Genomic DNA, 21,275 nt, shown 5'->3' on the forward strand with positions numbered 1-21,275 from the left:
CGACTCAAGGGGGGCAATCATGCATCCAGCGATCATTAAGAAAACCCTGGCCAACTTGCCGCTAGCGCCAAATTGGCTCGATAGTGTGAAAGCTCGCGAGGCCTTTTCCTGGCAGGTGGAAGCCAGTGCTCTGGCCGGTTTGCCGGGCGGCGGTTTGAACCTTGCGTATGAGGCCGTGGATCGGCATGCGCAGGGTGCGCATCGACGGCATACGGCACTGCGCATTCTTGACCGCAATGGAGGTAGTCGCGACATCAGCTACGCCCAACTGAGCCTCCTGACCAACCGATTTGCCAATGTATTGAAAAAACTGGGCGTGATGCCCGGCGAACGATTATTTGTACTCTGTGGCCGGGGGCTGGAACTTTATCTGGGCGTGCTCGGTGGCCTGAAACTCGGTTGCGTGGTGTCTCCCTTGTTCTGTGCGTTCGGTCCCGAACCCATCGAAACCCGTATGCGTCTTGGCGAAGCCAGTGTGTTGCTGACCAGCGAAACCCTCTACCGGCGCAAGGTCGCGGCCATACGCGAGCGTTTGCCGGCACTCAAACAGGTGCTGCTGTATGACGAAAACGGCGGCGATACGGCGCAGATCGAGGGGACGCTCAATCTGCATCAACTGCTGGCGCAGGCAGATGAAACCTTCGCCGTTGCCAATACGACAGCCGACAGCCCGGCACTTTTACACTTCACCAGCGGCACGACGGGCACCCCAAAAGGCGTGTTGCATGTCCATGGCGCGGCGCTGACCCACCGCGTCACCGGAAAATACGCCTTGGACTTGCACCCCGATGATGTCTATTGGTGCAGCGCCGATCCGGGTTGGGTGACCGGCACTTCCTATGGGATCTTTGCCCCGTTGTTGCTGGGCGTCACCAGTGTGGTCGAGGGCAATGAATTCGATGCCGAGCGTTGGTACCGGATACTTGAGAAGCAACAGGTGACAGTCTGGTATACCGCCCCGACGGCCATTCGCCTGTTGATGAAAGCAGGCGAAGCCTTGGCGCGCGGCCATCATTTTCCGAGTCTGCGGTTTATTGCCAGTGTCGGCGAGCCGCTCAATCCAGAGGCGGTCTGGTGGGGCAAAGAGGTGCTTGGGCTGCCGATCCACGACAATTGGTGGCAGACCGAAACCGGCGGCATCATGATTGCCAACACGCTCGCCATGCCCATCAAGCCAGGCTCCATGGGTAAGCCTTTGCCGGGTGTCGAGGCGGCCATCGTCGTTCGAGGAGAAGAGGGCGGTCTGGTGTTTCTGGGTGACAACGAGGTCGGTGACCTTGCCTTGAAACAGCCATGGCCTGCCATGTTCCGTGCCTACCTGGGGCAGGAGGAGCGTTACCGTCAGTGCTTTGTCGGTGAGTGGTACCTGAGCGGCGATCTCGTGCGTCGCGATGCCGACGGTTACTACTGGTTCATTGGTCGCAGTGACGATGTCATCAAGTCGGCGGGTCACCTGATCGGTCCGTTCGAGGTTGAAAGCTCTCTCATGGAACACCCGGCCGTGGCCGAGGCCGCAGTGATTGGCAAGCCCGATCCGCTGTTGGGCGAAACCGTGAAGGCCTTTGTTTCACTCAAGCTTGGTTTCACTGCCAGCCAGGCCTTGCACGACGAGTTGCTCGGTCACGGACGCAAGCGCCTCGGGGCGGTCGTTGCGCCCAAGGAACTGGAATTTGTGGAAGTGCTTCCGCACACCCGTAGCGGAAAACTCATGCGGCGTTTGCTCAAGGCCCGGGAACTGGGTTTGCCTGAAGGCGATACGTCCAGCATGGAGAGCCCGTCATGAGCCTCCCATCGCGGTCCCAGGACATTGCTCTCGACCTGCTGCGGGACATGGTGCGCATCCGTCGTCTTGAGGAGCGGGCTGGCGAGTTGTATGGAGAGGGCAAGATTCGTGGCTTTCTGCACCTGTACATCGGCGAAGAAGCGGTAGCTGTCGGCGTTCTGCATGCACTGGCAGCCAACGATGCCGTGGTTGCGACGTATCGCGAACATGGCCACGCCCTGATCAAGGGCGTCCCCATGAAGGCGATCATGGCCGAGATGTATGGGCGCCAGGAAGGATGCTCGCGAGGGCGCGGCGGCTCAATGCACCTGTTTGATGCCACGGCACGATTCTTCGGCGGCAATGCCATCGTGGCGGGAGGCTTGCCCCTGACGGTCGGCCTGGCGCTCGCTGAACGCATGCAAGGTGGATCGCGTCTCTCAGCCTGTTTCTTTGGTGAAGGCGCGATGGCGGAAGGGGCCTTCCATGAGTCCATCAACCTGGCCGCATTGTGGCAGCTGCCGATGCTGTTTTGCTGCGAAAACAACCTCTATGCGATGGGGACTGCCCTGGACCGTTCGCAGTCGCAAACGGACCTGTGTGCGAAAGCCTCGGCCTACAAAGTCGATAGCCGGTCCGTCGATGGCATGGACGTGATCGCGGTCTACGAAGCCGCTCGTGATGCGGTTGAACACATCCGTGCGGGGCGTGGGCCTTTTTTTCTGGAGTTCCGCACCTATCGGTTTCGTGCCCACTCGATGTTCGACCCACAGCTGTATCGTGACAAGGACGAGGTGGAGCAATGGAAGACCCATGGGCCGATCCATACGTTCAGTGCACAGCTCAAGGCCGAGGGCCTTTTAGACGAACCCGGATTTCTGGCGATCCTGGCCCAGGTGGACGCTGAAGTAGAAGCCGCCGTTACCTATGCCGAAAGCGGTAGCCTGGAGCCGCTTGAGGATCTGTCCCGCGATGTCTACACCCCAAGGGCGGCGCCATGAGCATTCGTATGAGCTATCGCGAAGCGCTGCGCGAGGCAATACGTGAGGCGCTGCAGCGGGACCCGCGGGTATTTCTGATGGGCGAAGACGTCGGTCGCTACGGTGGCAGTTATGCCGTGTCCCTGGGGTTGCTTGAGGCGTTCGGCCCCGAGCGCATTCGAGACGCGCCATTGTCCGAGCTGGGTTTCGTGGGCGCTGGAATAGGGGCGGCATTGGGGGGCATGCGACCGATTGTCGAAATCATGACCGTGAACTTCAGTCTGCTCGCCCTCGATCCGTTGATGAATACGGCTGCTGCCTTGAGGCACATGTCCGGTGGACAGTTCTCTGTGCCCTTGGTTGTGCGCATGGCGACAGGCGCCGGACGCCAGCTTGCAGCGCAACACTCGCACAGCCTGGAAGGCTGGTACGCCCATATTCCCGGGCTGAAAATCCTGGCGCCGGCGACCATCGAAGATGCGCGCGGCATGCTCTGGCCAGCGCTGCTGGATCCGGACCCGGTGCTGATATTCGAACACGCCCAGCTCTACAACCTGGAGGGGGATGCGGGCGAGTGGGAGACGGTGGACATCAGCTCCGCCAAGGTACGCCGAACCGGCAAGGACCTGACCCTGATCACTTATGGCGGCACACTCGGCAAGGCCCTGGAGGCTGCGCAGGTACTGGCCGGGGAGGGCATTGATTGCGAAGTCATCGACCTGCGGGTCCTGCGCCCGCTGGATGACAAGACTTTGATGGCTTCTGTCTGCAAGACCCGTCGGGCCCTGGTGGTCGATGAGGGATGGCGCAGCGGCAGTCTATCCGCCGAGATCATCACGCGGATCATAGAACAAGGCTTTTTCGAGCTGGATGCACCGCCGGCACGGGTGTGCAGCGCCGAAGTGCCGATACCTTATCCCCGGCATCTGGAAGAGGCGGCCCTGCCACAAGTGTCGACGATCGTCGCGGCTGCTCATGAGCTGTGCCAGGGGACATCAGGGTGAGTGCGATGACGTGGTGTCTTCGAGTATCGAGCCACGAGGGTAAACAATGATCGAATTCAAATTGCCCTCTCTGGGGGCTGATATGGATGAAGGCACGTTGCTGGAATGGAAAGTCCATCCGGGCGATGTGGTCAAGCCGGGCCAGGTGATTGCCGTCGTCGATACCGCCAAGGCCGCCATCGATGTCGAGTGCTGGCATGAGGGCACAGTGTCGCAACTGCTGATCGATATCGGCGCCAAAGTCCCGGTCGGTACCACCATCGCCTGGTTGTTGGAACCGGGCGAAGATCCGCACAGTGCGCGACGAACAACGACCGCGGCGCCGCTGCTGATCGAAGAGCAGGCATCGTCCGGCAGACGCCCGCGGATATCTCCCGCGGCGCGCAAGCGTGCTGCCGAGCTAGGCGTCAGCACCGCTGATATGAAAGGCCATGGTCCACATGGAGTCGTTACCCTGGAGGACATCGAGGCTGCCGCTCATGTGGCGCATCCGCCGGACCCCGACCAGGCCATGCGGCACGCCATTGCGGCGGCCATGACTCGTTCAAAACGCGAGATTCCCCATTACTACCTCAGCGAAACCATCGCCCTGGATAACGCCATGGCCTGGCTGCAGGCACACAATGCGCAAAGCACAATTCAAGAGCGCCTGCTGCCCGGTGTCTTGCTGCTCAAAGCGGTGGCGCTGGCCTTGCACGACTATCCGCAGCTCAATGGTTTCTGGCTGGATAACGCCTTCAAACCCGCACTCGATACCGACCTTGGTGTGGCAATCACCCTGCGCCAGGGTGGCCTGGTCGCCCCGGTGCTGCATCATGTGGCAGACGCCTCCCTGACTCATTTAATGAGTGAACTGGCCAGCCTGGTCGAGCGCGCCCGAAGCGGTTCCCTGCGCAGCTCCGAGCTGGGAGGCGCCGGGATGACGGTCACGCAACTCGGCGACCAGGGTGTAGACAGCGTATTCGGGGTGATCTACCCACCCCAGGTGGCCTTGGTCGGTTTCGGTCGTATCAGTGAGCGGCCTTGGGTGAAAGAGGGCCAGTTGTGTGTCATGCCGACCGTCATTTGCAGTTTGTCCGCCGATCATCGAGTCAGCGACGGTCATTACGGCGCACGTTTTCTCGGCGAAGTCCGTCGCTTGCTGCAGACGCCAGAGGCGCTTTGAGGAGAGGACATATGAACCCGCAAATGATCCGCGATGAAGTATTGAAAGCCTTGAAAGGCATTGCCCCGGAACTTGAAATCGATCAGTTGCGATCTGATCGGTCGCTGCGCGAAGAGGTTGATCTGGATTCCATGGATTGGCTTCGTTTCATTGAGGCTCTGAATCGGAGTCTGGGAATTGCAATTCCTGAAAGCGATTACCAAACCGTGGACACCCTGGACAAACTCATCACCTACCTGGGACAAAAGGGATGAGGGCACCGAGCAGTGGCTGCGGGGCGTCGAGTGCTTGCGCTGCCTCCGGTGTAGCGGTTCCGCCTTGATTTGATCTAAATCAACAGCAAGTCCATGCGGGTGGACGACCTTATGAGTGGCCCTTTATCAGGTAGGCACTCATGAACATTGACAAGGCAATCTCCGGCCGGCGCTCTGCGCGTGAATACACGACGCAAGCCGTTGATGAGAACGTCCTGCGGCGCTTGATCAGTGCAGCTGCCCAGGCGCCCAGCGCAATGAACCAACAACCGTGGGCCTTCACGGTGATTCGCGACCAGGCACTGCTGGACCGGATCTCCCGTGAAGCGAAAGCGTACATGCTCAAGACGATGCCGGCAGGCTTCCATTCCGAGCACTTCCATACGTTGCTCAATGATGAAAACTTTCAGATCTTCTATCACGCGCCTGCACTCATCCTGATTTCGGGAAACGCACCGAGTCCCTGGATCGTCGAAGACTGTGCACTGGCTGCCGAGAACCTGATGCTCGCCGCGTATGCAGAAGGCCTTGCCACCTGCTGGATCGGTTTTGCGCAGAGCTATCTCAATACGCCGGATGGCAAGCATGCCCTGGGCCTGCCGGCCGAGTGGACGCCAGTGGCACCCATTATCGTTGGCCACCCGAAATCTGCGCCTGGACCCATCTTGCACAAGGCGCCGGAGATTCGCTGGATTGGCTGATCGCAAAACACTCTACCGTCCATGTCGGCAGCGTCGTCATCGTGCACGGTGGCTGCCACTATCGACCGTCTAGCCGCAGCCTCGTTTGTCTGGCTGTTTTCTGATGTGGATCAGATTGTCCACCTGTCCGGCTCCTAATCTCGAACCATTCCCACCATGGTGTTGAGAAGAACTGAAATGAACAAATCAAGCTTGATCGGCCAATACATGTTGATAGCAGCGAGCGTTTTCCTGTTGCCATCCACCGGCGTCTTCGCCAACCCACCCATGTCACCGCAAGGTGGCATGTCCCATCATTCCCAGGACGTCGATTGGGTCAAACATACGCAGCAGACCCTGGATGATCTGAAAGCCAAGCTCAATCTCAAGCCAGAGCAAATGCCTGCCTGGGAGACATGGGCTAACGGGGTCATCGCGGATGCCAATCAGCAACTGGAAATGCACAAGACCCGACACGACGAGATGGCGAACTCGAAGCAAGCGCTGATTGATGCAACGACGCCGGAAAGAATGGCAAAAAGGATAGAGCGGCTGCGCGCACACACCAACTGGATGCAGGCGAAATTGGTGCGTCTGGATGCTGCTCAGGCGCGGACCAAAACGTTTTATGACGCTCTGGAAACTGAACAGAAAACCATATTCGACCTGTTCTGGGCAGTGATGCATCGCAGGCATGCTGGCTATGGCGGCGCGCAGATGCCCATGCAAATGCCGATGCACATGCCAATGCAGATGCCAATGCACATGCCAAAACCGCAAATGGACGGCGACCAGGACCCAACAGACCCGCAGTAGGCGCTGACTGACTGTTCGATTGGGTGACCATCATGAAAATCGACACGGTAAAACGTTGCGCGTAGACAGGGCGAGTCCTATCCCCGGACAAAAAAACCTTCCCGGTTTCCCGGCCAGGGGCAGGGCAGTCAGGGGATTCACTCGCCTTGGATTGGCCCGACCGTTTGCATGGCTTCAGGCTTTTCGGCAGCGAGATGCTCGGTTACCGTTGCCGGTTGACTGGCTCGGTGAGGCGGAGGGCGTCGAGTGCCGTGACCCATTCTTCGTTGGTGGGCTCGACCACCACCTTGACTCGGCTGGCCGGGGTCGAGATCACTGGGGCATTGGCCTGGTTCGCCGTTTCGTCCAGTTCGACGCCCAGATACTGCAGGCCAGCGCACATACGAGAGCGAATCGCCGCGTTGTGTTCGCCAATACCAGCCGTGAACACCAGCATGTCCAGACCACCCAGTGCCGCGACCAAGGCACCGGCTTCGTGGATGAAGCGGCGCAGGTACAGCGCAAGGGCCATGGCCGCGCGAGGCTCAGTGGCTTCGACTTTGAGCAATTCGCGAGGGTCGCTGGAAACCCCGGAAACGCCCAGAAGGCCAGACTCGTGATACAGAATATGGCTGACCCGCTCGAGGCTCAGCTTCCAGGTTTCCATCAGGAAAATCACGGCGCCAGGGTCCAGCGCCCCGCAGCGCGAGCCCATCATCAAACCGTCCAGCGCTGAGAAACCCATGGTGGTGGCGACGCTTTTCAAGTCCCGCATGCCACACAGGCTGGCACCGCTGCCCAGGTGCGCGATCAGTGTCCGACCACGCGCCTGATCGCCATAGCGCTCGGCCAGCGCAATGGATTGGTAGCGATAGGAAAGCCCGTGAAACCCGTAACGACGCAAGCCGCTTTCCCAGGCCGACCAAGGCAGCGGCAGGATTTTCTCCACGTCTGGCAGGGTCTGGTGGAAGGCGGTATCGAAACACACCACGTGTGGCAGGTCGGGGCGGGTTTGTAGCAGTGTTTCGATGGCCTCCAGCGCAAAGGGCTGATGCAGAGGGGCTAGCGGGATGTAGCCTTTAAGGTCGGCCAGTACCTGCGTGTCGATCAATACCGGCTTGGAGTATTTAATCCCTCCATGCACGACGCGGTGGGCGATGGCCCTGATCGAACGGCCTAACAGTCGAGTGTGCAGCCGCTCACGAATATACCCAAGGGCATCGTGATAAGGGTGCTTTTCATCAAGGGGCAGAGGCTGATCGTCGCCGTCGTTTTCGCTGACCACCGAGTTTGGCCCCGTGATGCCGTCGACCTTTGCACGCCACAGTGGTGTGCGAGCCAAAGGGCTGCAGGTCGCGTCGAACAGGGCAAACTTGATGCTCGACGACCCCGCATTGAGGACCAGGATCACTTCACCGGTATCTGTGTCGTTCATGGCAGGTTTACCCGTGTTACAGGCCTTCGCGGGCGGCGAGGCCTTTGTGCTTGGCGATACTGCTTGTCGATCCAACGCCTCGCGGCCTGGAGCAAGTCGACGGCGGTCCTGGGGTTGGTAACGGCAAGGAAACTGTAGCGCGTTTCCCTTTGAGGGGGATGGTCGGACGTGGCGATCCGGACGGGTGTTGCTGCTCAAAGGGCGCTCATTGATCTAGATCAACACCCGCAGACAGCATCAAGCCATAAAGCCTGTATCAAGTTCTATTTAGCGTTGTTGAGCGCTGGCGCGGGGGAAGCGCAGCCCTCAAACGAAAGAGGGCCGCCCCCCAATCAAATGGAGAAACATCGTGATGTATTCACATATCCGCTGGTTCAAAGAGCTGGGTATCAACGATGTATCGCTGGTCGGGGGCAAGAACGCCTCGCTGGGCGAGATGTACCAGAACCTCACGACTGAGGGGGTATGCGTCCCCAACGGTTTTGCCATCACCGTTGAAGCGTATCGTTATGTGCTTGATCACAATAGCGCCTGGCAGCCTCTGCATGCGGCACTGGACGGACTCGACCCCGACAACATCAAGGATTTGCAGGCGCGTGGTGAAAAGGCGAGGGCGATCGTATATGGCTGTTCATTGCCGGAAGATCTGAAGACGGCGATTTTGCAAAGTTTTGCCCAACTCAAACAGGAATACGGCGAAAGCATTTCATTGGCGGTGCGTTCCTCGGCGACCGCTGAGGATTCGCCACAAGCCTCATTTGCCGGGCAGAACGACACCTATCTCAATATCGCCCGTGACGATGATCTGCTCGATGCCTACAAACGTTGCCTGGCGTCCAACTTTACCGACCGCTCCATCCACTACAAATACGACAATGGCTTTGATTACTACAAGGTCTATCTCGCCGTCGTGGTCATGAAGATGGTGCGTAGCGATATCGGGGCCAGTGGCGTGATGTTTTCGCTGGACACGGAAACAGGCTTCAGGGATGTCGTCTTCATCAATGCCGCGCTGGGGCTCGGCGAGAATGTCGTGCAGGGCACGATAGACCCGGACAGCTTCTATGTGCACAAACCCAGTTTTCTCCAGGGTTATCGTGCTGTCTTGAAGCGCAGCCTGGGTAGCAAAGCAAAGAAGATGATTTTTGCCGGCGAGCTCAATACCGGCAATATCGCGGTGGAATACACCAAGAATATTGACACGCCCCTCGAAGAACGAACCCGCTTCTGCATCTCTGATGCGGATGTGATGGTGCTGGCCGACTATGCCATCAAGGTTGAAAACCACTATTCGGGCAAAGCCGGTTTTTACAAACCCATGGATATGGAATGGGCCAAAGACGGGATCGATGGCCGCTTATACATGGTGCAAGCGCGACCGGAAACGGTGGAGTCGCAAAAGAACGGTAGCGTGCTTGAGATTTACCATCTCAAGCAAAGATCGACAGTGCTGCTCAAGGGCCGGGCGGTCGGTACCCGAATTGGCGCCGGCAAGGCGCGTGTCATCAACGATGCCAAGCATCTGAGTGAGTTTCAACCGGGCGAGGTGCTGGTCTCAGAGAACACGGCACCCGACTGGGAACCTGTCATGAGGACCGCCGCGGCTATCGTGACGAGCAGGGGCGGCCGTACTTGTCACGCCGCCATCGTGTCGCGTGAACTGGGCATTCCCGCCATCGTGGGAACCGCAAACGCGGCAGAGAAAATAGAAACCGGCACACCGATCACCATTAGCTGCGCCGAAGGCGAAACCGGACATGTCTATGAAGGCATTCTGGATTTTGACATTCAGCACACCGATCTAAGCCAGCTGGGACATCCAGAAACAAAGATTATGATGAACCTGGGCAATCCTGATCAGGCCTTTAGTCTTGCCTCGCTACCGGTGGATGGCATTGGTCTGGCGCGTATGGAATTCATTATCAATGAATACATCAAGGTGCATCCGATGGCGCTTGTGCACCCTGAAAAAGTGGATGAAGCAACACGTGAAAAGATCGCTGCCCTGAGTGTTGCTTACAGTGATCCTGCGGATTTTTTCGTCAAGACCTTGGCCGAAGGCGTCGCCACTATAGCTGCGGCGGTGTATCCAAAACCCTGCGTAGTGCGCATGAGCGACTTCAAAAGCAATGAATACGCGACCCTGCTGGGAGGAAAGTATTTCGAGCCGGAAGAAGACAACCCGATGATCGGTTTTCGTGGCGCGTCCCGTTATACCCATAGTGCCTATGCCGAAGGTTTTGCGCTGGAATGCGCGGCAATGAAGCGGGTTCGCGACGAGATAGGCCTGACTAACGTCAAATTGATGATTCCTTTTTGCCGCAGAGTGGAGGAGGGCGAAAAGGTGTTGGCAGCGATGGCCAGCCATGGCCTCAAGCGCGGAGAAAACGGACTGGAGGTCTACGTCATGTGCGAGATCCCCAACAACGTCATCCTGATTGACGCCTTCGCCAAACTGTTCGACGGATTCTCTATCGGCTCCAATGACCTGACCCAGTTGACGCTCGGCGTGGATCGCGATTCGGAAATCGTCGCCTTCGATTTCGATGAACGCGATCCGGGTGTGAAACAGATGATTCGCCTGGCGGTGGAGGGCGCAAAACGTAACGGCCGCCACTCCGGCATCTGCGGACAGGCGCCGTCTGACTATCCCGAGATGGCTGAATTTCTGGTGGAAATCGGCATTGACTCGATAAGCCTCAATCCGGATGCCGTGCTCGCCACGACTCGGCATGTTCTGGCGGTGGAAAAGCGCCTGTCACTCAATCGCAAACCGTAAAACCGTTGCCTCATGGCTCGCATGATCAAGATCCGCAAAACTGCCGATTACAACGAGGTGTCGACGTGTATGCCTTCTTGCCACGTGAGTTGCCGGAGCAACTCTCCCCACTGACCGAGCTCGCACTTAACCTGCGCTGGACCTGGAACCATGCACTTGACGACCTGTGGAAGTCGATTGACCCAGAACTTTGGGAGCGTACCCATAATCCGTGGATGATTCTGCAGAATGCTTCGCAGCAGCGTCTTGACGAACTCTGCCGAGATGCCCATTTCTCGCAAAAACTGGCGCACGCCATCGCAGAGCATCGGCGTTATCTCGACGACTCAGGCTGGTATGCACAGCGGCAAGCGGCAAGCGATTCGGCGCGGATCGCTTATTTCAGCATGGAATATGGTCTGAGTGAGGCCTTTCCGCTCTACGCCGGCGGACTCGGTGTGCTTGCAGGAGATTACCTCAAGACGGCGAGCGACATGGGCGCTCCGATACTTGGGGTGGGTTTGCTCTATCAGGAAGGCTATTTTCGGCAATACATCGACGCGCAAGGCAGGCAGCATGAGGCCTATCCTTACAACGACGCCACCAGCCTGCCGATTCAGCCAACTATCGGCAATGAAGGCGCATGGCTGAAAATCGTGCTGCAACTTCCCGGTCGCACTTTGTATGTGCGTATATGGCAGGCCATTGTCGGACGTACGCGCCTGTATCTGCTGGACAGTAACGATCTGCGCAATGGTGCCGCCGATCGCGGTATCACCTCTAAGTTGTACGGCGGCGGCTCGGAAATGCGTTTGCTCCAGGAAGTGGTGCTCGGCATCGGTGGCTGGGCGGTACTGGACGCACTGGGTATCGACGTTGACGTGTGCCACCTTAACGAAGGTCATGCCGCGCTGCTTGTGCTGGAACGTGCCCGTCGCTTTATGCACAAGACGGGAACATCGTTCTGGGAGGCATGGTGGGCAACGCGTGCAGGGAATGTATTCACAACGCATACGCCAGTGGCTGCGGGTTTCGACTCATTTCCGCCCGCACTCGTTTACAAGTATGCGCGCGAGTATCTCGAGGACTGTCGCATTTCATTGCGCGAACTTCTGGCGTTGGGCCGGCGTGATCCGGCGGACGACGATGAGCCGTTCAACATGGCTTTCCTGGCATTGCGTGGGTGCGCTCAGTGCAATGCAGTGAGTCGTTTGCATGGTGAGGTCAGCCGTCGATTGTTCAGTGATCTTTATCCACGCTGGCCGCTTCATGAGATACCTGTAGGGCATATTACCAACGGCGTCCATGTGCCATCCTGGGATTCAGTGTGGTCCGATCACCTGTGGACTAGCACCTGTGGCAAGGAGCGTTGGCTCGGCACGGTGGAGTCTCTCTCCGGGACGGTCTCGAACAGTAATGATATGGCCTTGTGGACGATGGCCGCCGAGCAACGCCGCGATCTGGTGCATTACACGCGTAACCGTTTGGCATGGCATCTTGGACAGCGTGGCGAGTCACCGCAGCAGGTCGAAGACGCCGCGCAGGTGCTCGATCCCAATTGCCTTACGCTCGGCTTCGCGCGGCGATTCACCGACTATAAGCGACCGAATCTGTTGCTACATGACCCGGAGCGCCTGAGTCGCCTGCTAACCGATGAGCATCGACCGGTCCAGCTGATCATCGCCGGCAAAGCCCATCCCGGTGACGAGCAGGGCAAGCAACTGATCCAGGCATGGATGGAGTTTGTTCATCGTCCGAATCTGCGAAGGCATGTCGTGTTCCTGGAGGATTACGACATTGAACTGGCCCAGCATTTGGTGCAAGGCGTCGATGTCTGGATCAATACACCGCGCCGACCATGGGAAGCCTGCGGCACCAGTGGTATGAAGGTTCTGGTCAATGGCGGACTGAACCTGTCCCAACTGGACGGCTGGTGGGCGGAGGCTTACCAGTCCAGCTGCGGTTGGGCGATAGGCGATGATGCCCCAAGCGACGATGTAGCCGACGCCGAGTGCTTGTACCGCCTGCTCGTAGAAGAAGTAGTACCCAGCTTTTACACGCGCGACACGCAGGGAATTCCACGAGGATGGGTGCAGCGTATGCGCGCCAGCATGTCGCAATTGGGGCCGCAATTCAGCAGCAATCGCATGCTGCTCCAATACCTGGATGGTTGTTACCAACCGGCAATCCAGGCTTTCCGGTGCCGTAGCAAGGATAAGGCCGGGCTCGCACGTGCGCTTCATGCCTGGCAGAAGGCGATTGCCTCGGGATGGGACAAAATACATTTCGGCACGGTCGATGCGAAACACGACGGCGAGCGGCTGTACATCAGCGTGCCGGTCTATCTGGGGGAGATCGCCCCGGAGTGGGTAAGGGTCGAACTCTATGCCGCCTTGTGCGATGAACACCCGGCAGAATGCCTGCCGATGAACGCCGTCGGGCCCATTTTCGGCGCCATCCAGGGCTATATCTTTTCCATCTCGCTCGCTGCAACGCGGCCCGTGGATTGCTACACCCCACGGGTGCGCGCCTGGCACTCAGAAGCCTTTCTGCCGGCGGAAAATGCTCTTATTGCGTGGCAACGATGACGCCGACCCGCACTCCTAGACACCCTCTGGAAGTTTCGATTGCATCATTTCTCTTCTATCCAGTTTGCGTCCGTCCACGACGAAGGAACCATCCCCCACCGAATGAAGGGTTCGTGTCTCTTTGCGTGAGTCGTCGAGGTAGGCGGCGAGGCCTTCGAGGATAACGATATTGTGTTTCTCGATGATATCGACAACCTTGCATTCGATATTGGCCAGGCATTCCTTAATCAAGGGTGCCCTGACATGTTTGCCTTTCACGGGCGTGAATCCGAATGTTGCGAACTTGTCAGTGTCGGCACCGGAACAGGTTCCCACGGCGATAACGCGATCCAGCAGATCGACGGTCGGGATTGAAATGACACACGCCTTGGTGTTCAGAAGCGCAGCGTATGAATAGTTCCAGGGGCCGGTGGTCATGGCGAAAATCGGTGTGAAACCCATCACCATGGTCCAGGAGATGGTCATGATGTTGTTCTTCTGGCCATCATTTGTGGTGACGAAGACAACCGGGCCTGGTTCCATCAGTGTGAATGCTTTGTTGATGTTCATCTTTTTCAACGGCCGGCACTCCCCATTGTCTTTGATCGGCGCTTCATCTGCTCAGACGGAACCCAATGCGCCATTTTCGGCCAGCAAGCTGGCTATCAGGGCGCTGGTGTCGAGTACGTGCAAGCGCTGCGTCACGCACTCGGGGGGCAAACGAAAGGGAGGTACTGAGTCAGAGATCGCAACGTGCTCGAATAGCGGCGGCTCGAACAGGTTGCTGCCCGCAGTGAACAAGCCATGGGTCGCCGCTGCGAACAGCCGGGTGGCTCCAGCCTTTTGACAGGCAAGGCCGGCATGCCTCAGCGTTTCGCCGGTACTGATCAGGTCGTCGAAAACAATGGCGGCCTTACCCGAGACTTCGCCAACCAGGAGAGTGCCCGTCAGCGTCGTGTGAGCACGGTGCTTTTCCATCAGCGCACTGCCCACTGAACGTCCCAGTTGTCGTTCGAGGGCCTGACGAAATTGCTCGGCGCGCTTGGCACCACCGGAATCCGGAGACACTGCCACCACCTCGGCGTCGCCGACGAACCTGGCGAAATGCTCGGCGAATAATTCTGTGCACTGCACGTTCCACGCAGGAATGCGAAAGGCATTGTCGAACGCCGCCGGATTATGCACTTCCAGGGCAACCAGGCGATCCACGTGGCAGGCTTCAATCATGGTCGCCAGGTAGCGAGTGATCGTCGGGTCTTGAGGCTGGCTGCGGCGATCTTTGCGTCCGTAGCAGAGGTAGGGCGTTACCGCCTGCACATGGCGAGCGCCGGCATCCTTGAGGGCTGCGCAAAAGAACAACAGGCGACACAACTTATCGTTAGCGCTCTGTCGATCATCTCCATACAACGAATGGAACACCACGACCTCGCGACCGTTAACCGGCTCCAGCGGTCGGCATTTATGTTCGCCATCTTCATAATTGCGCTCTTCATGAAGGGCCAGTTGGCAGCCAAGCCGCTGCGCGACGAAGGCTGCATAGTGCTCACTGCCTTGCAGGGCAAAAAGAAGCGGGCGATCTGAGAGCATGCATCGGCTCCTTTGAGGCTTATCGAACAGGCCTCAACTGGATGGCTAACGTGGACATCAAGTACCTGGCAATCCTTGTGCCTTCATCGGGCAGCACCATGACGTAAAACCTCAATGCAGAACTCCATTTCGTAGGGCGGAACGTTGCATTCGACGATGTCATGGGCGGCAACTTGCAGGTGCACGCCGATAATGTCGGCATGGATCGGCTGCTGGCAGACATGCCGGTCAACCAGTACCGCAGTGTAGACCCGACGAGCGCCCAGTTGCGCCAGATAGGCACACGTGCGCAGGAGTGAATGGCCCTCAAACAGCACATCATCGACAACGAGCAGGGTGGTGTTGGCAAGGTCCAGTTCGCCCAGAAGTGGGTTCTCGGTCAATTCCGTGTGTGCATGCAGCACCTTGAGGTCATCGGCATAACGCTTGACCTTCAGGGGGTAAAGCGGCAGCTCTGGCTGGCCGGTCTGACGTGAAAGATGCTGCTGTAAACGCTGTGCCAGCGGCTCGCCACGGCGCTGGATGCCAATCAGTGCCGCTTGAACGGGCGGTAACAATATCGACGCTTGGCGCGCCATGCCCTGCAGTACACCATCGAGTTCATCGCTGTCGTACAAGCGCAGCCGCTGACTCGCCGGTAGGGTTGACATAGCCGTCTCCAGTCGAAAACCGATGGACAGCAAAAAATGCTGCCCCATAGCCAACCTAATCCCGCCCGGTTCGGCCCTATTGATATTGATCAAGTCGGGTGAAATGAAATCCCATTCCATGAGCGTTCGTCCAGTGATCGGTCTTGCGCAGGGACTTGATATAAATCAACGCCAGGGCGACATCAACGGAGGACTCTGAATCAAACGCTGGTGCTTGATCCGGCGCGACGAGTCCCACCTGTCTGGAGTCAGATCATGAGCCAATATCAACGCTTGTTACTCATCGTCAACCCGGTCCTGCGCCATTCCCCTGCGATAAACCATGCGGCCGCCCTCGCCAAGGCCAGCGGCGCGAGCTTGCATATCGCTGCGTTTGTAATGCCCTTGGAGATTCTGTCTCTGCTTGAAGAAGGCGTGCAGGAAAAGGCTCGGGAGAGCTATCTTCAGGACCATCGCGACTGGTTGACGAACCAGGCCACCAAACTCCGCGCGCTCGGGCTCGAAATAACGACGGAGGTGACGTGGGCCGATGACTTGGAACAAGACATTCTTGATCACGTCACGGAAATGCAGCCCGACCTGCTGATCAAGGAAGTGCAGCACGAATCAGCGCTCAAACGCGCGTTCTTCACCCCGCTGGACTGGCATTTGTTGCGCGACAGCCCGATACCGGTCTATCTGGTGGGCGGCAGTGGCCATGCCTTGCCGCGCAAGGTCGTGGCGGCGGTTGACGCTTCAGATGCCGAGTCTCGAAACACCGAGCTGAACGAGCGGATCATTCAGCAAGCCACCAACCTTGCGTTGCAGTGCGATGCCGAGTTGCACCTGCTGTATGCCTGTGATCTTTCGGGGATCTATCTGTCGGACATGGGAGGGCTGGCGCTTCCAGACATCACCAAAGAGTTGCGCACAACCGAGGAACAATCGTTCATCAAATTGGCCAATCGGTACGGCGTACCCTCTGATCGCCGGCATTTTATTCTCGGTCACCCGGTCTCGGCGCTGAGCGATTTTGCCAGCGAGCAGCAGGTGGATGTGATCGTGATGGGCAGAGTCCAGTACCACGGCCTGGAGAAGCTGCTGGGCAGCACTACCGAACATATTCTGTACCAGGTGCCCTGCAGCGTTCTGGCGGTCTAGATCGGGCAAGGCCAGTTGTAACGAAACGACAGGCGTCATCGCCTGAGGAGGTTTTTCATGAGTCAAAGCCCCTCATTGCAAACCACGTTGAAGGACCGGGTAGAAGCCGGCCAGCGTCTGGTGGAACCGTTGCTCAAATATGCACATCGACCCGATGTCATCATCCTCGCCTTGCCCCGTGGCGGCGTTCCCGTCGCTTATGAAGTGGCCAAGGCCCTGGACGTGCGCCTGGACCTGATGCTGGTCCGCAAGCTGGGCGTTCCATCCCACCCGGAGTTCGCCATGGGCGCCATTGCCAGTGGCGGTATCCAAATCATCAATAACGACGCATTGCAGGCAAACCCGATTACTCCGGCCGCGTTCGATGCCGTGCTCGCGCGCGAAACACAGGAACTGTTGCGTCGTGAGCAGGTGTACCGCGGAACCCGCCCACCCGTGCGATTGAAGGATCAGGTGGTGATCCTGATCGACGACGGCCTGGCAACCGGGGCCTCGATGATGGCGGCAATCCACGCGGCGCGAAAGCAAGCACCGGCTCGCATCGTCGTCGCCGTGCCGGTGGCGCCGCTGGAAACCGTGGAGGCGCTGCGCAGTGAAGTCAATGAAGTCATCTGCCCACTCATTCCCGAATGGATGATGTCGATCGGATACTGGTACCTGAGCTTCCCCCAGACTTCAGACGAAGAGGTTATTGATTTGTTGACGCGGTCCTGGCGGCGAGAGTCTGCTGCCAGTGCCTCGGCTCAGGAGAGCGTCGATGATTGAGGTGCACTATCGGCAGCTGGACGTGAAGGACGTTGAGTTATCAGCCGATTTGCGCCTGCCGGTCAACGCCAGCGCGCTGGTGGTCTTCGTCCATGGCAGCGGCAGCGGTCGTACAAGTCCGCGTAATCAATATGTTGCAGAGTCGCTGGCCAGACGGGGGCTGGCGTCGCTGCTGTTCGACCTGCTCACGGAGCCGGAGCAACGCCTGGACAACCTCACCGGTGAACTTCGTTTCGATATCGCCTTGCTTGCCAGGCGGCTGGTGGAGGTCATCGACTGGGTCAGTCGGGACGCGGAATTGCACGCGCTACGAATCGGTCTGTTTGGCGCGAGCACCGGTGCTGCGGCGGCCTTGTTGGCCGCGGCCTTGCGGCCGGAGGTGGTGCATGCGGTGGTCAGCCGGGGCGGGCGCACCGATCTGGCGGGTGCGGCATTGACCCAGGTGAGGGCACCCACTTTGCAGATCGTTGGCGCCCGGGACCCGATGGTGCTTGAGCTGAATGAGCAAAGCAGTCGTGCCTTGCGGTGTGAACAACAGCTGGAAATCGTGGCGGGCGCTACCCATCTTTTCGAGGAGCCCGGGGCCCTTGAGGACGTCGCCAGACTTGCTGGCGACTGGTTCGAGCACCATCTGCACGGCCCCGACTGACAACTCTGGATCGGTGTCACACGCCAAACGGATAGGTTTCATCTTCCGGTTCGAGTTCCTGGCTTTTTGGCAGCGCCAGTGCTGTCACGGGTTGGGTCTGTTCAATCCAGATCATGGCGTCGAACTGTTCGGCCAACATCGCTTCGAAGTAATGACTGCCACGCTCGGTTTCGGGGCGGTAAATCACCCCGATGGCCCGTTCCAGCAACGGTTTGGACAACACCCGGCGCAGCTCTTTGCGCGTTGGGTCTCGCCAGTCGGTCAATGACGCCGGTACACCCGCCTTGAGGAACTGATGCTCCCAACTGTCCGGGCGAGAGGGCAGGACGTCCTTGATGAGCATGTCGCCGTCCCAGTCATCGGCCGCGGTCACCTTGCCACGGTCGGTGCTCATACCGATCAGCACGGCATCGCGCCCATAGGCACTGCGGCACAGCTGACCGATGTTGAACTGACCCTTCCAGCCCATCTCCGTCGCGGCCGCGTTGCCGATATGAGAATTGTGCGCCCAGACCACGGCTTTGGCTTGCGGGCCCCGGTGCTCAAGCAGTGCACGAAGTGTGTCGAACATGTGCCGGTCACGCAGGTTCCACGAGGCGGTCGACCCTCGATAAATCGCACGGTAATACTGTTCCGCTGCCTGAACCACCCGAGCGTTCTGCGCCGCATTGAAGAACGCCTCGTCGTTCTGGATGAGCCCGGCCAGTTGTTCGGCCAGCATGGCATTGAGCTGGTCGACCACCGGCTGCTCACAGGGCATCAAGCCGCCACGTTCGACGAAGTGGCCATACAACGCGGGATCATCCTGCCATGGGGTCAGACAGCCATAGCGCCGCCGGGCTTCGTGGGCCAGCTTTGGGTCGATCCGGTCCAGATAACTCAGCACCTCATGAATGGAGTTGCGCAGGCTGTAAACGTCCAGCCCACGGAACTCGACACGACGTTCAGAGGCGAGGGTCTGGTTGTATTGATGCAGCCAGTGGGCGAATGCTCTCACGTCGGTGTTGCGCCACATCCAGGTCGGGAATCGGCTGAAGATGTGACGTTTCCACGCCGAGGGCGCCAATCCCCGGACATACTGGTCGACATGACCCGCGTCCGGCCAGTCCGCTTCAACGGCCACGATGTTGAACCCATGCTGCTCAATCAGCCTTTGGGTGATCGCTGCCCGGGTTCGATAAAAATCGCTGGTGCCATGACTGGCTTCGCCGATCATCACCACCCGCGCATCCGCATAGCGATCGAACATTTCACCAAAGGCGGAGGAATCCAGTGCCGGCAGAGGCTCGGCGTATTGGCGCAGAAGAGGTGCGATGGCGGCCTGGTCAATGCGCCGATGTGAGCCATACAGGTTATCCAGCATGTCTTGGGAGGGTGTGTTCATGACTGTCGTTCCCGCAAAGGTGGGTTACTGCCAGCGGTATTGCGCTTGCGCTCAACCGCCCGAAATCAGTCCGCAGGTCCTCGACACATTGTGTTTAAACGCAAGCTTTTGTGTCGCTTCATCACCTGTTTGATTATTCCTACACCTTGATCCAGATGAACAATTGAGTTTCGTCAATAAAGGCTGCAAAGCCTTGAGAGAAGCTGTCTGCATCAAGTATTCGTTGGCTGCCGACTATGATCTGACGCGATGGGTGTTATTCCGAAAGCAGGAATGGAAGGCTCATTTCCCTCTGACCTTGTAAATGGTCGGCGTCTGGCTAGGCTCCAGCCTAGGGCTGTCTTCGGGAGAGGGAATTGAACGGTAGGTGAAGGATGGTATTCATCCGCTAAAAGCAGGGGCGTAGATCATGGAAGCATTGGGTACGACGAGTATTTTCAACCGCTCACGTCTGACGCTTGCCCTCTGCGTAGGTGCGCTCATGGGCTGCACCAGCACGAGTGAAGAGACATCGCAAACCACGTCGGCCATGTCCGGTATCGCCATGGCGGACCAGGTTTGCGCCCAATGCCATGGACTGACGGGAGAGTCCTTCTCGCCAACATTCCCCAAGTTGGCCGGGCAGCAAAAAGAGTACCTGAAGTTGCAGCTGGCTGACTTCAAGGACCATGCACGCAGTGATAAAGCCGGGACTCAGTACATGTGGGGCTTTAACCATCTGACGCAGACCCAGATAGCCGAACTGGCCGACTATTTTTCGAGTCAGAGCCCCATGAAGGCGGATGCAGACACGCCCGATGCCCGCGGTGAATTGATCTTTCGCCAGGGCTTGCCTGAGGCGGGCGTCGCGCAGTGCAGTTCGTGCCACGGTGCCGGCGGTCAGGGAGGTGGCCAGATTCCCCGCGTGGCGGGTCAACATGCCGCTTATGTGAGTCGCCAGATCAAGGTGCTTCAACAGACCGAACTGCGGCCCCGGGACGCCCTGATGAAGAAAAATCACTCACTGTCTGAGGCGGATGCCGAATCTGTCGCCCATTACATGGCAACGCTGGGGGCAAAAAAATAATGGCTTTTCGCCGACAGCGCTCAAGTCGTTTTACAGGTACAGGCAGTGAATCACTTGGCGGGTATCGAAGGGATCGTCGCGCGTTTCGAAGCCAAGGGATCTGGCCAGGTCGCGCATCGGCGCATTGCTGGAGGCGTCGACCGCATATATCTGGTGAAAACCGTTCTTGCGCGCGGCCGTGATCAAATGTTCCATCAGTAACGTGCCCAGCCCCAGATGCTGCCATTGATCGGCAACTGTCACCATACACTCACACTTATATTCGCCCGTGGTGGCATAACGGCTGACGCCGATCTCGATCAATCGGCCATTTTCGTGGACCAGCGCGATGTATGCCAGGCACTGCTTGTTACCGGGTTCGTTGACCTGCGCGAGAAAGCGCATGTGCCGGGACTCAGGGCATAGGTGTTTGATGAAGCTGTACTCACGCTCGCGGTCTTTTTCCGTCAGTTGCCGGATCAACACGTGACGACCATCCTTGAGCGCTTCGATCCAGTATTTTCCGGTGACTTTGGCATAGGCTTCGGAAGATCGATCATTATGGTCTTTGACAGTGAGCATGATGCGATCCCTCCCGCCGTCTTCAAAGGTCGGCGCGCAGTGACAAACCACGCGATTCACTTCTTTCTACACC

At 58.4% G+C, this 21,275-nt stretch carries 19 protein-coding genes; 13 read left to right on the forward strand and 6 right to left on the reverse strand.

The features are described 5' to 3' along the window. The first annotated feature begins 19 nt into the window (after window positions 1-19). The 7 genes from acsA (at window position 20) to ACM6I5_RS09815 (ending at window position 6,661) form a co-directional block, all read left to right on the forward strand. Window positions 20-1,783 (forward strand): acetate--CoA ligase, encoded by a 1,764-nt coding sequence (gene acsA / locus ACM6I5_RS09785; RefSeq protein WP_414883711.1) that lies wholly within the window; start codon window positions 20-22, stop codon window positions 1,781-1,783. Continuing rightward, window positions 1,780-2,763: a pyruvate dehydrogenase (acetyl-transferring) E1 component subunit alpha gene (gene pdhA, locus ACM6I5_RS09790; RefSeq protein WP_017338540.1), complete on the forward strand. Its 984-nt coding sequence runs from the start codon at window positions 1,780-1,782 to the stop codon at window positions 2,761-2,763. Before acsA ends, pdhA begins: the two co-directional genes overlap by 4 nt. Beyond that, entirely contained in the window at window positions 2,760-3,746 is a 987-nt protein-coding gene (locus ACM6I5_RS09795) for an alpha-ketoacid dehydrogenase subunit beta (protein WP_414883712.1), read from the forward strand. The genes pdhA and ACM6I5_RS09795 overlap by 4 nt, the downstream gene beginning before the upstream one ends. 46 nt (window positions 3,747-3,792) lie before the next feature. Continuing rightward, a complete protein-coding gene (locus ACM6I5_RS09800; RefSeq protein WP_414879722.1) occupies window positions 3,793-4,911 on the forward strand; it encodes a dihydrolipoamide acetyltransferase family protein in 1,119 nt (372 codons plus the stop codon). An 11-nt stretch (window positions 4,912-4,922) separates the two neighbouring features. After that, entirely contained in the window at window positions 4,923-5,165 is a 243-nt protein-coding gene (locus ACM6I5_RS09805) for an acyl carrier protein (protein ID WP_414883713.1), read from the forward strand. Between the two features lie 140 nt (window positions 5,166-5,305). Next, window positions 5,306-5,866, forward strand: a complete 561-nt coding sequence (locus tag ACM6I5_RS09810; protein WP_414883714.1) for a nitroreductase family protein — start codon at window positions 5,306-5,308, stop codon at window positions 5,864-5,866. A 177-nt stretch (window positions 5,867-6,043) separates the two neighbouring features. Next, window positions 6,044-6,661 carry a Spy/CpxP family protein refolding chaperone gene (locus tag ACM6I5_RS09815; RefSeq protein ID WP_414883715.1) on the forward strand — a complete coding sequence of 206 codons (618 nt, stop codon included), beginning with the start codon at window positions 6,044-6,046 and terminating at the stop codon, window positions 6,659-6,661. Window positions 6,662-6,863: 202 nt separating this feature from the next. On the opposite strand, the gene ACM6I5_RS09820 is transcribed toward ACM6I5_RS09815, so the two are convergent. Beyond that, a complete protein-coding gene (locus ACM6I5_RS09820; RefSeq protein ID WP_414883716.1) occupies window positions 6,864-8,075 on the reverse strand; it encodes an acetate/propionate family kinase in 1,212 nt (403 codons plus the stop codon). A 352-nt stretch (window positions 8,076-8,427) separates the two neighbouring features. Here ACM6I5_RS09820 and ppsA point away from each other — a divergent pair, with 352 nt between their 5' ends. Further along, a complete protein-coding gene (gene ppsA / locus ACM6I5_RS09825; RefSeq protein WP_414883717.1) occupies window positions 8,428-10,854 on the forward strand; it encodes a phosphoenolpyruvate synthase in 2,427 nt (808 codons plus the stop codon). Window positions 10,855-10,919: 65 nt separating this feature from the next. Next, window positions 10,920-13,421 carry an alpha-glucan family phosphorylase gene (glgP, locus tag ACM6I5_RS09830; RefSeq protein ID WP_414883718.1) on the forward strand — a complete coding sequence of 834 codons (2,502 nt, stop codon included), beginning with the start codon at window positions 10,920-10,922 and terminating at the stop codon, window positions 13,419-13,421. A gap of 15 nt (window positions 13,422-13,436) precedes the next feature. Here the strand turns inward: glgP and ACM6I5_RS09835 are convergent, their stop codons facing one another. The 3 genes from ACM6I5_RS09835 to ACM6I5_RS09845 all read right to left on the reverse strand — a co-directional run bounded on the left by ACM6I5_RS09835 (window position 13,437) and on the right by ACM6I5_RS09845 (window position 15,637). Further along, window positions 13,437-13,970: a flavin reductase family protein gene (locus tag ACM6I5_RS09835; protein ID WP_414879861.1), complete on the reverse strand. Its 534-nt coding sequence runs from the start codon at window positions 13,968-13,970 to the stop codon at window positions 13,437-13,439. A gap of 51 nt (window positions 13,971-14,021) precedes the next feature. Further along, window positions 14,022-14,987, reverse strand: a complete 966-nt coding sequence (locus tag ACM6I5_RS09840; RefSeq protein ID WP_414879717.1) for a ribose-phosphate diphosphokinase — start codon at window positions 14,985-14,987, stop codon at window positions 14,022-14,024. 83 nt (window positions 14,988-15,070) lie between these two features. Beyond that, window positions 15,071-15,637, reverse strand: a complete 567-nt coding sequence (locus ACM6I5_RS09845; protein WP_414883956.1) for a phosphoribosyltransferase family protein — start codon at window positions 15,635-15,637, stop codon at window positions 15,071-15,073. A 255-nt stretch (window positions 15,638-15,892) separates the two neighbouring features. Between ACM6I5_RS09845 and ACM6I5_RS09850 the strand changes: the two genes are divergently transcribed. Genes ACM6I5_RS09850 through ACM6I5_RS09860 form a run of 3 tightly spaced genes read left to right on the forward strand, consistent with a single transcriptional unit; the run spans window position 15,893 to window position 18,191 of the window. Continuing rightward, window positions 15,893-16,777, forward strand: coding sequence for a universal stress protein (locus ACM6I5_RS09850; protein WP_414883719.1), 885 nt, complete (start codon window positions 15,893-15,895; stop codon window positions 16,775-16,777). Window positions 16,778-16,834: 57 nt separating this feature from the next. Beyond that, window positions 16,835-17,542: a phosphoribosyltransferase gene (locus tag ACM6I5_RS09855; RefSeq protein ID WP_017338554.1), complete on the forward strand. Its 708-nt coding sequence runs from the start codon at window positions 16,835-16,837 to the stop codon at window positions 17,540-17,542. Further along, window positions 17,535-18,191, forward strand: a complete 657-nt coding sequence (locus tag ACM6I5_RS09860; RefSeq protein WP_414879715.1) for a dienelactone hydrolase family protein — start codon at window positions 17,535-17,537, stop codon at window positions 18,189-18,191. The genes ACM6I5_RS09855 and ACM6I5_RS09860 overlap by 8 nt, the downstream gene beginning before the upstream one ends. A 16-nt stretch (window positions 18,192-18,207) precedes the next feature. Here the strand turns inward: ACM6I5_RS09860 and ACM6I5_RS09865 are convergent, their stop codons facing one another. Next, window positions 18,208-19,575, reverse strand: a complete 1,368-nt coding sequence (locus tag ACM6I5_RS09865) for an erythromycin esterase family protein (protein ID WP_414883720.1) — start codon at window positions 19,573-19,575, stop codon at window positions 18,208-18,210. A gap of 409 nt (window positions 19,576-19,984) precedes the next feature. Here ACM6I5_RS09865 and ACM6I5_RS09870 point away from each other — a divergent pair, with 409 nt between their 5' ends. Then, entirely contained in the window at window positions 19,985-20,641 is a 657-nt protein-coding gene (locus ACM6I5_RS09870; RefSeq protein WP_414883721.1) for a c-type cytochrome, read from the forward strand. A 30-nt stretch (window positions 20,642-20,671) separates the two neighbouring features. Here the strand turns inward: ACM6I5_RS09870 and ACM6I5_RS09875 are convergent, their stop codons facing one another. Beyond that, the gene (locus ACM6I5_RS09875) at window positions 20,672-21,202 is read right to left on the reverse strand and encodes a GNAT family N-acetyltransferase (RefSeq protein WP_414883722.1); all 531 of its coding nucleotides are present in this window, start codon (window positions 21,200-21,202) and stop codon (window positions 20,672-20,674) included. Window positions 21,203-21,275: the final 73 nt, after the last annotated feature.

Origin of the sequence: Pseudomonas sp. IT-P171 (assembly GCF_949767765.1) — a bacterium.
GTDB lineage: Bacteria > Pseudomonadota > Gammaproteobacteria > Pseudomonadales > Pseudomonadaceae > Aquipseudomonas > Aquipseudomonas fluorescens_B.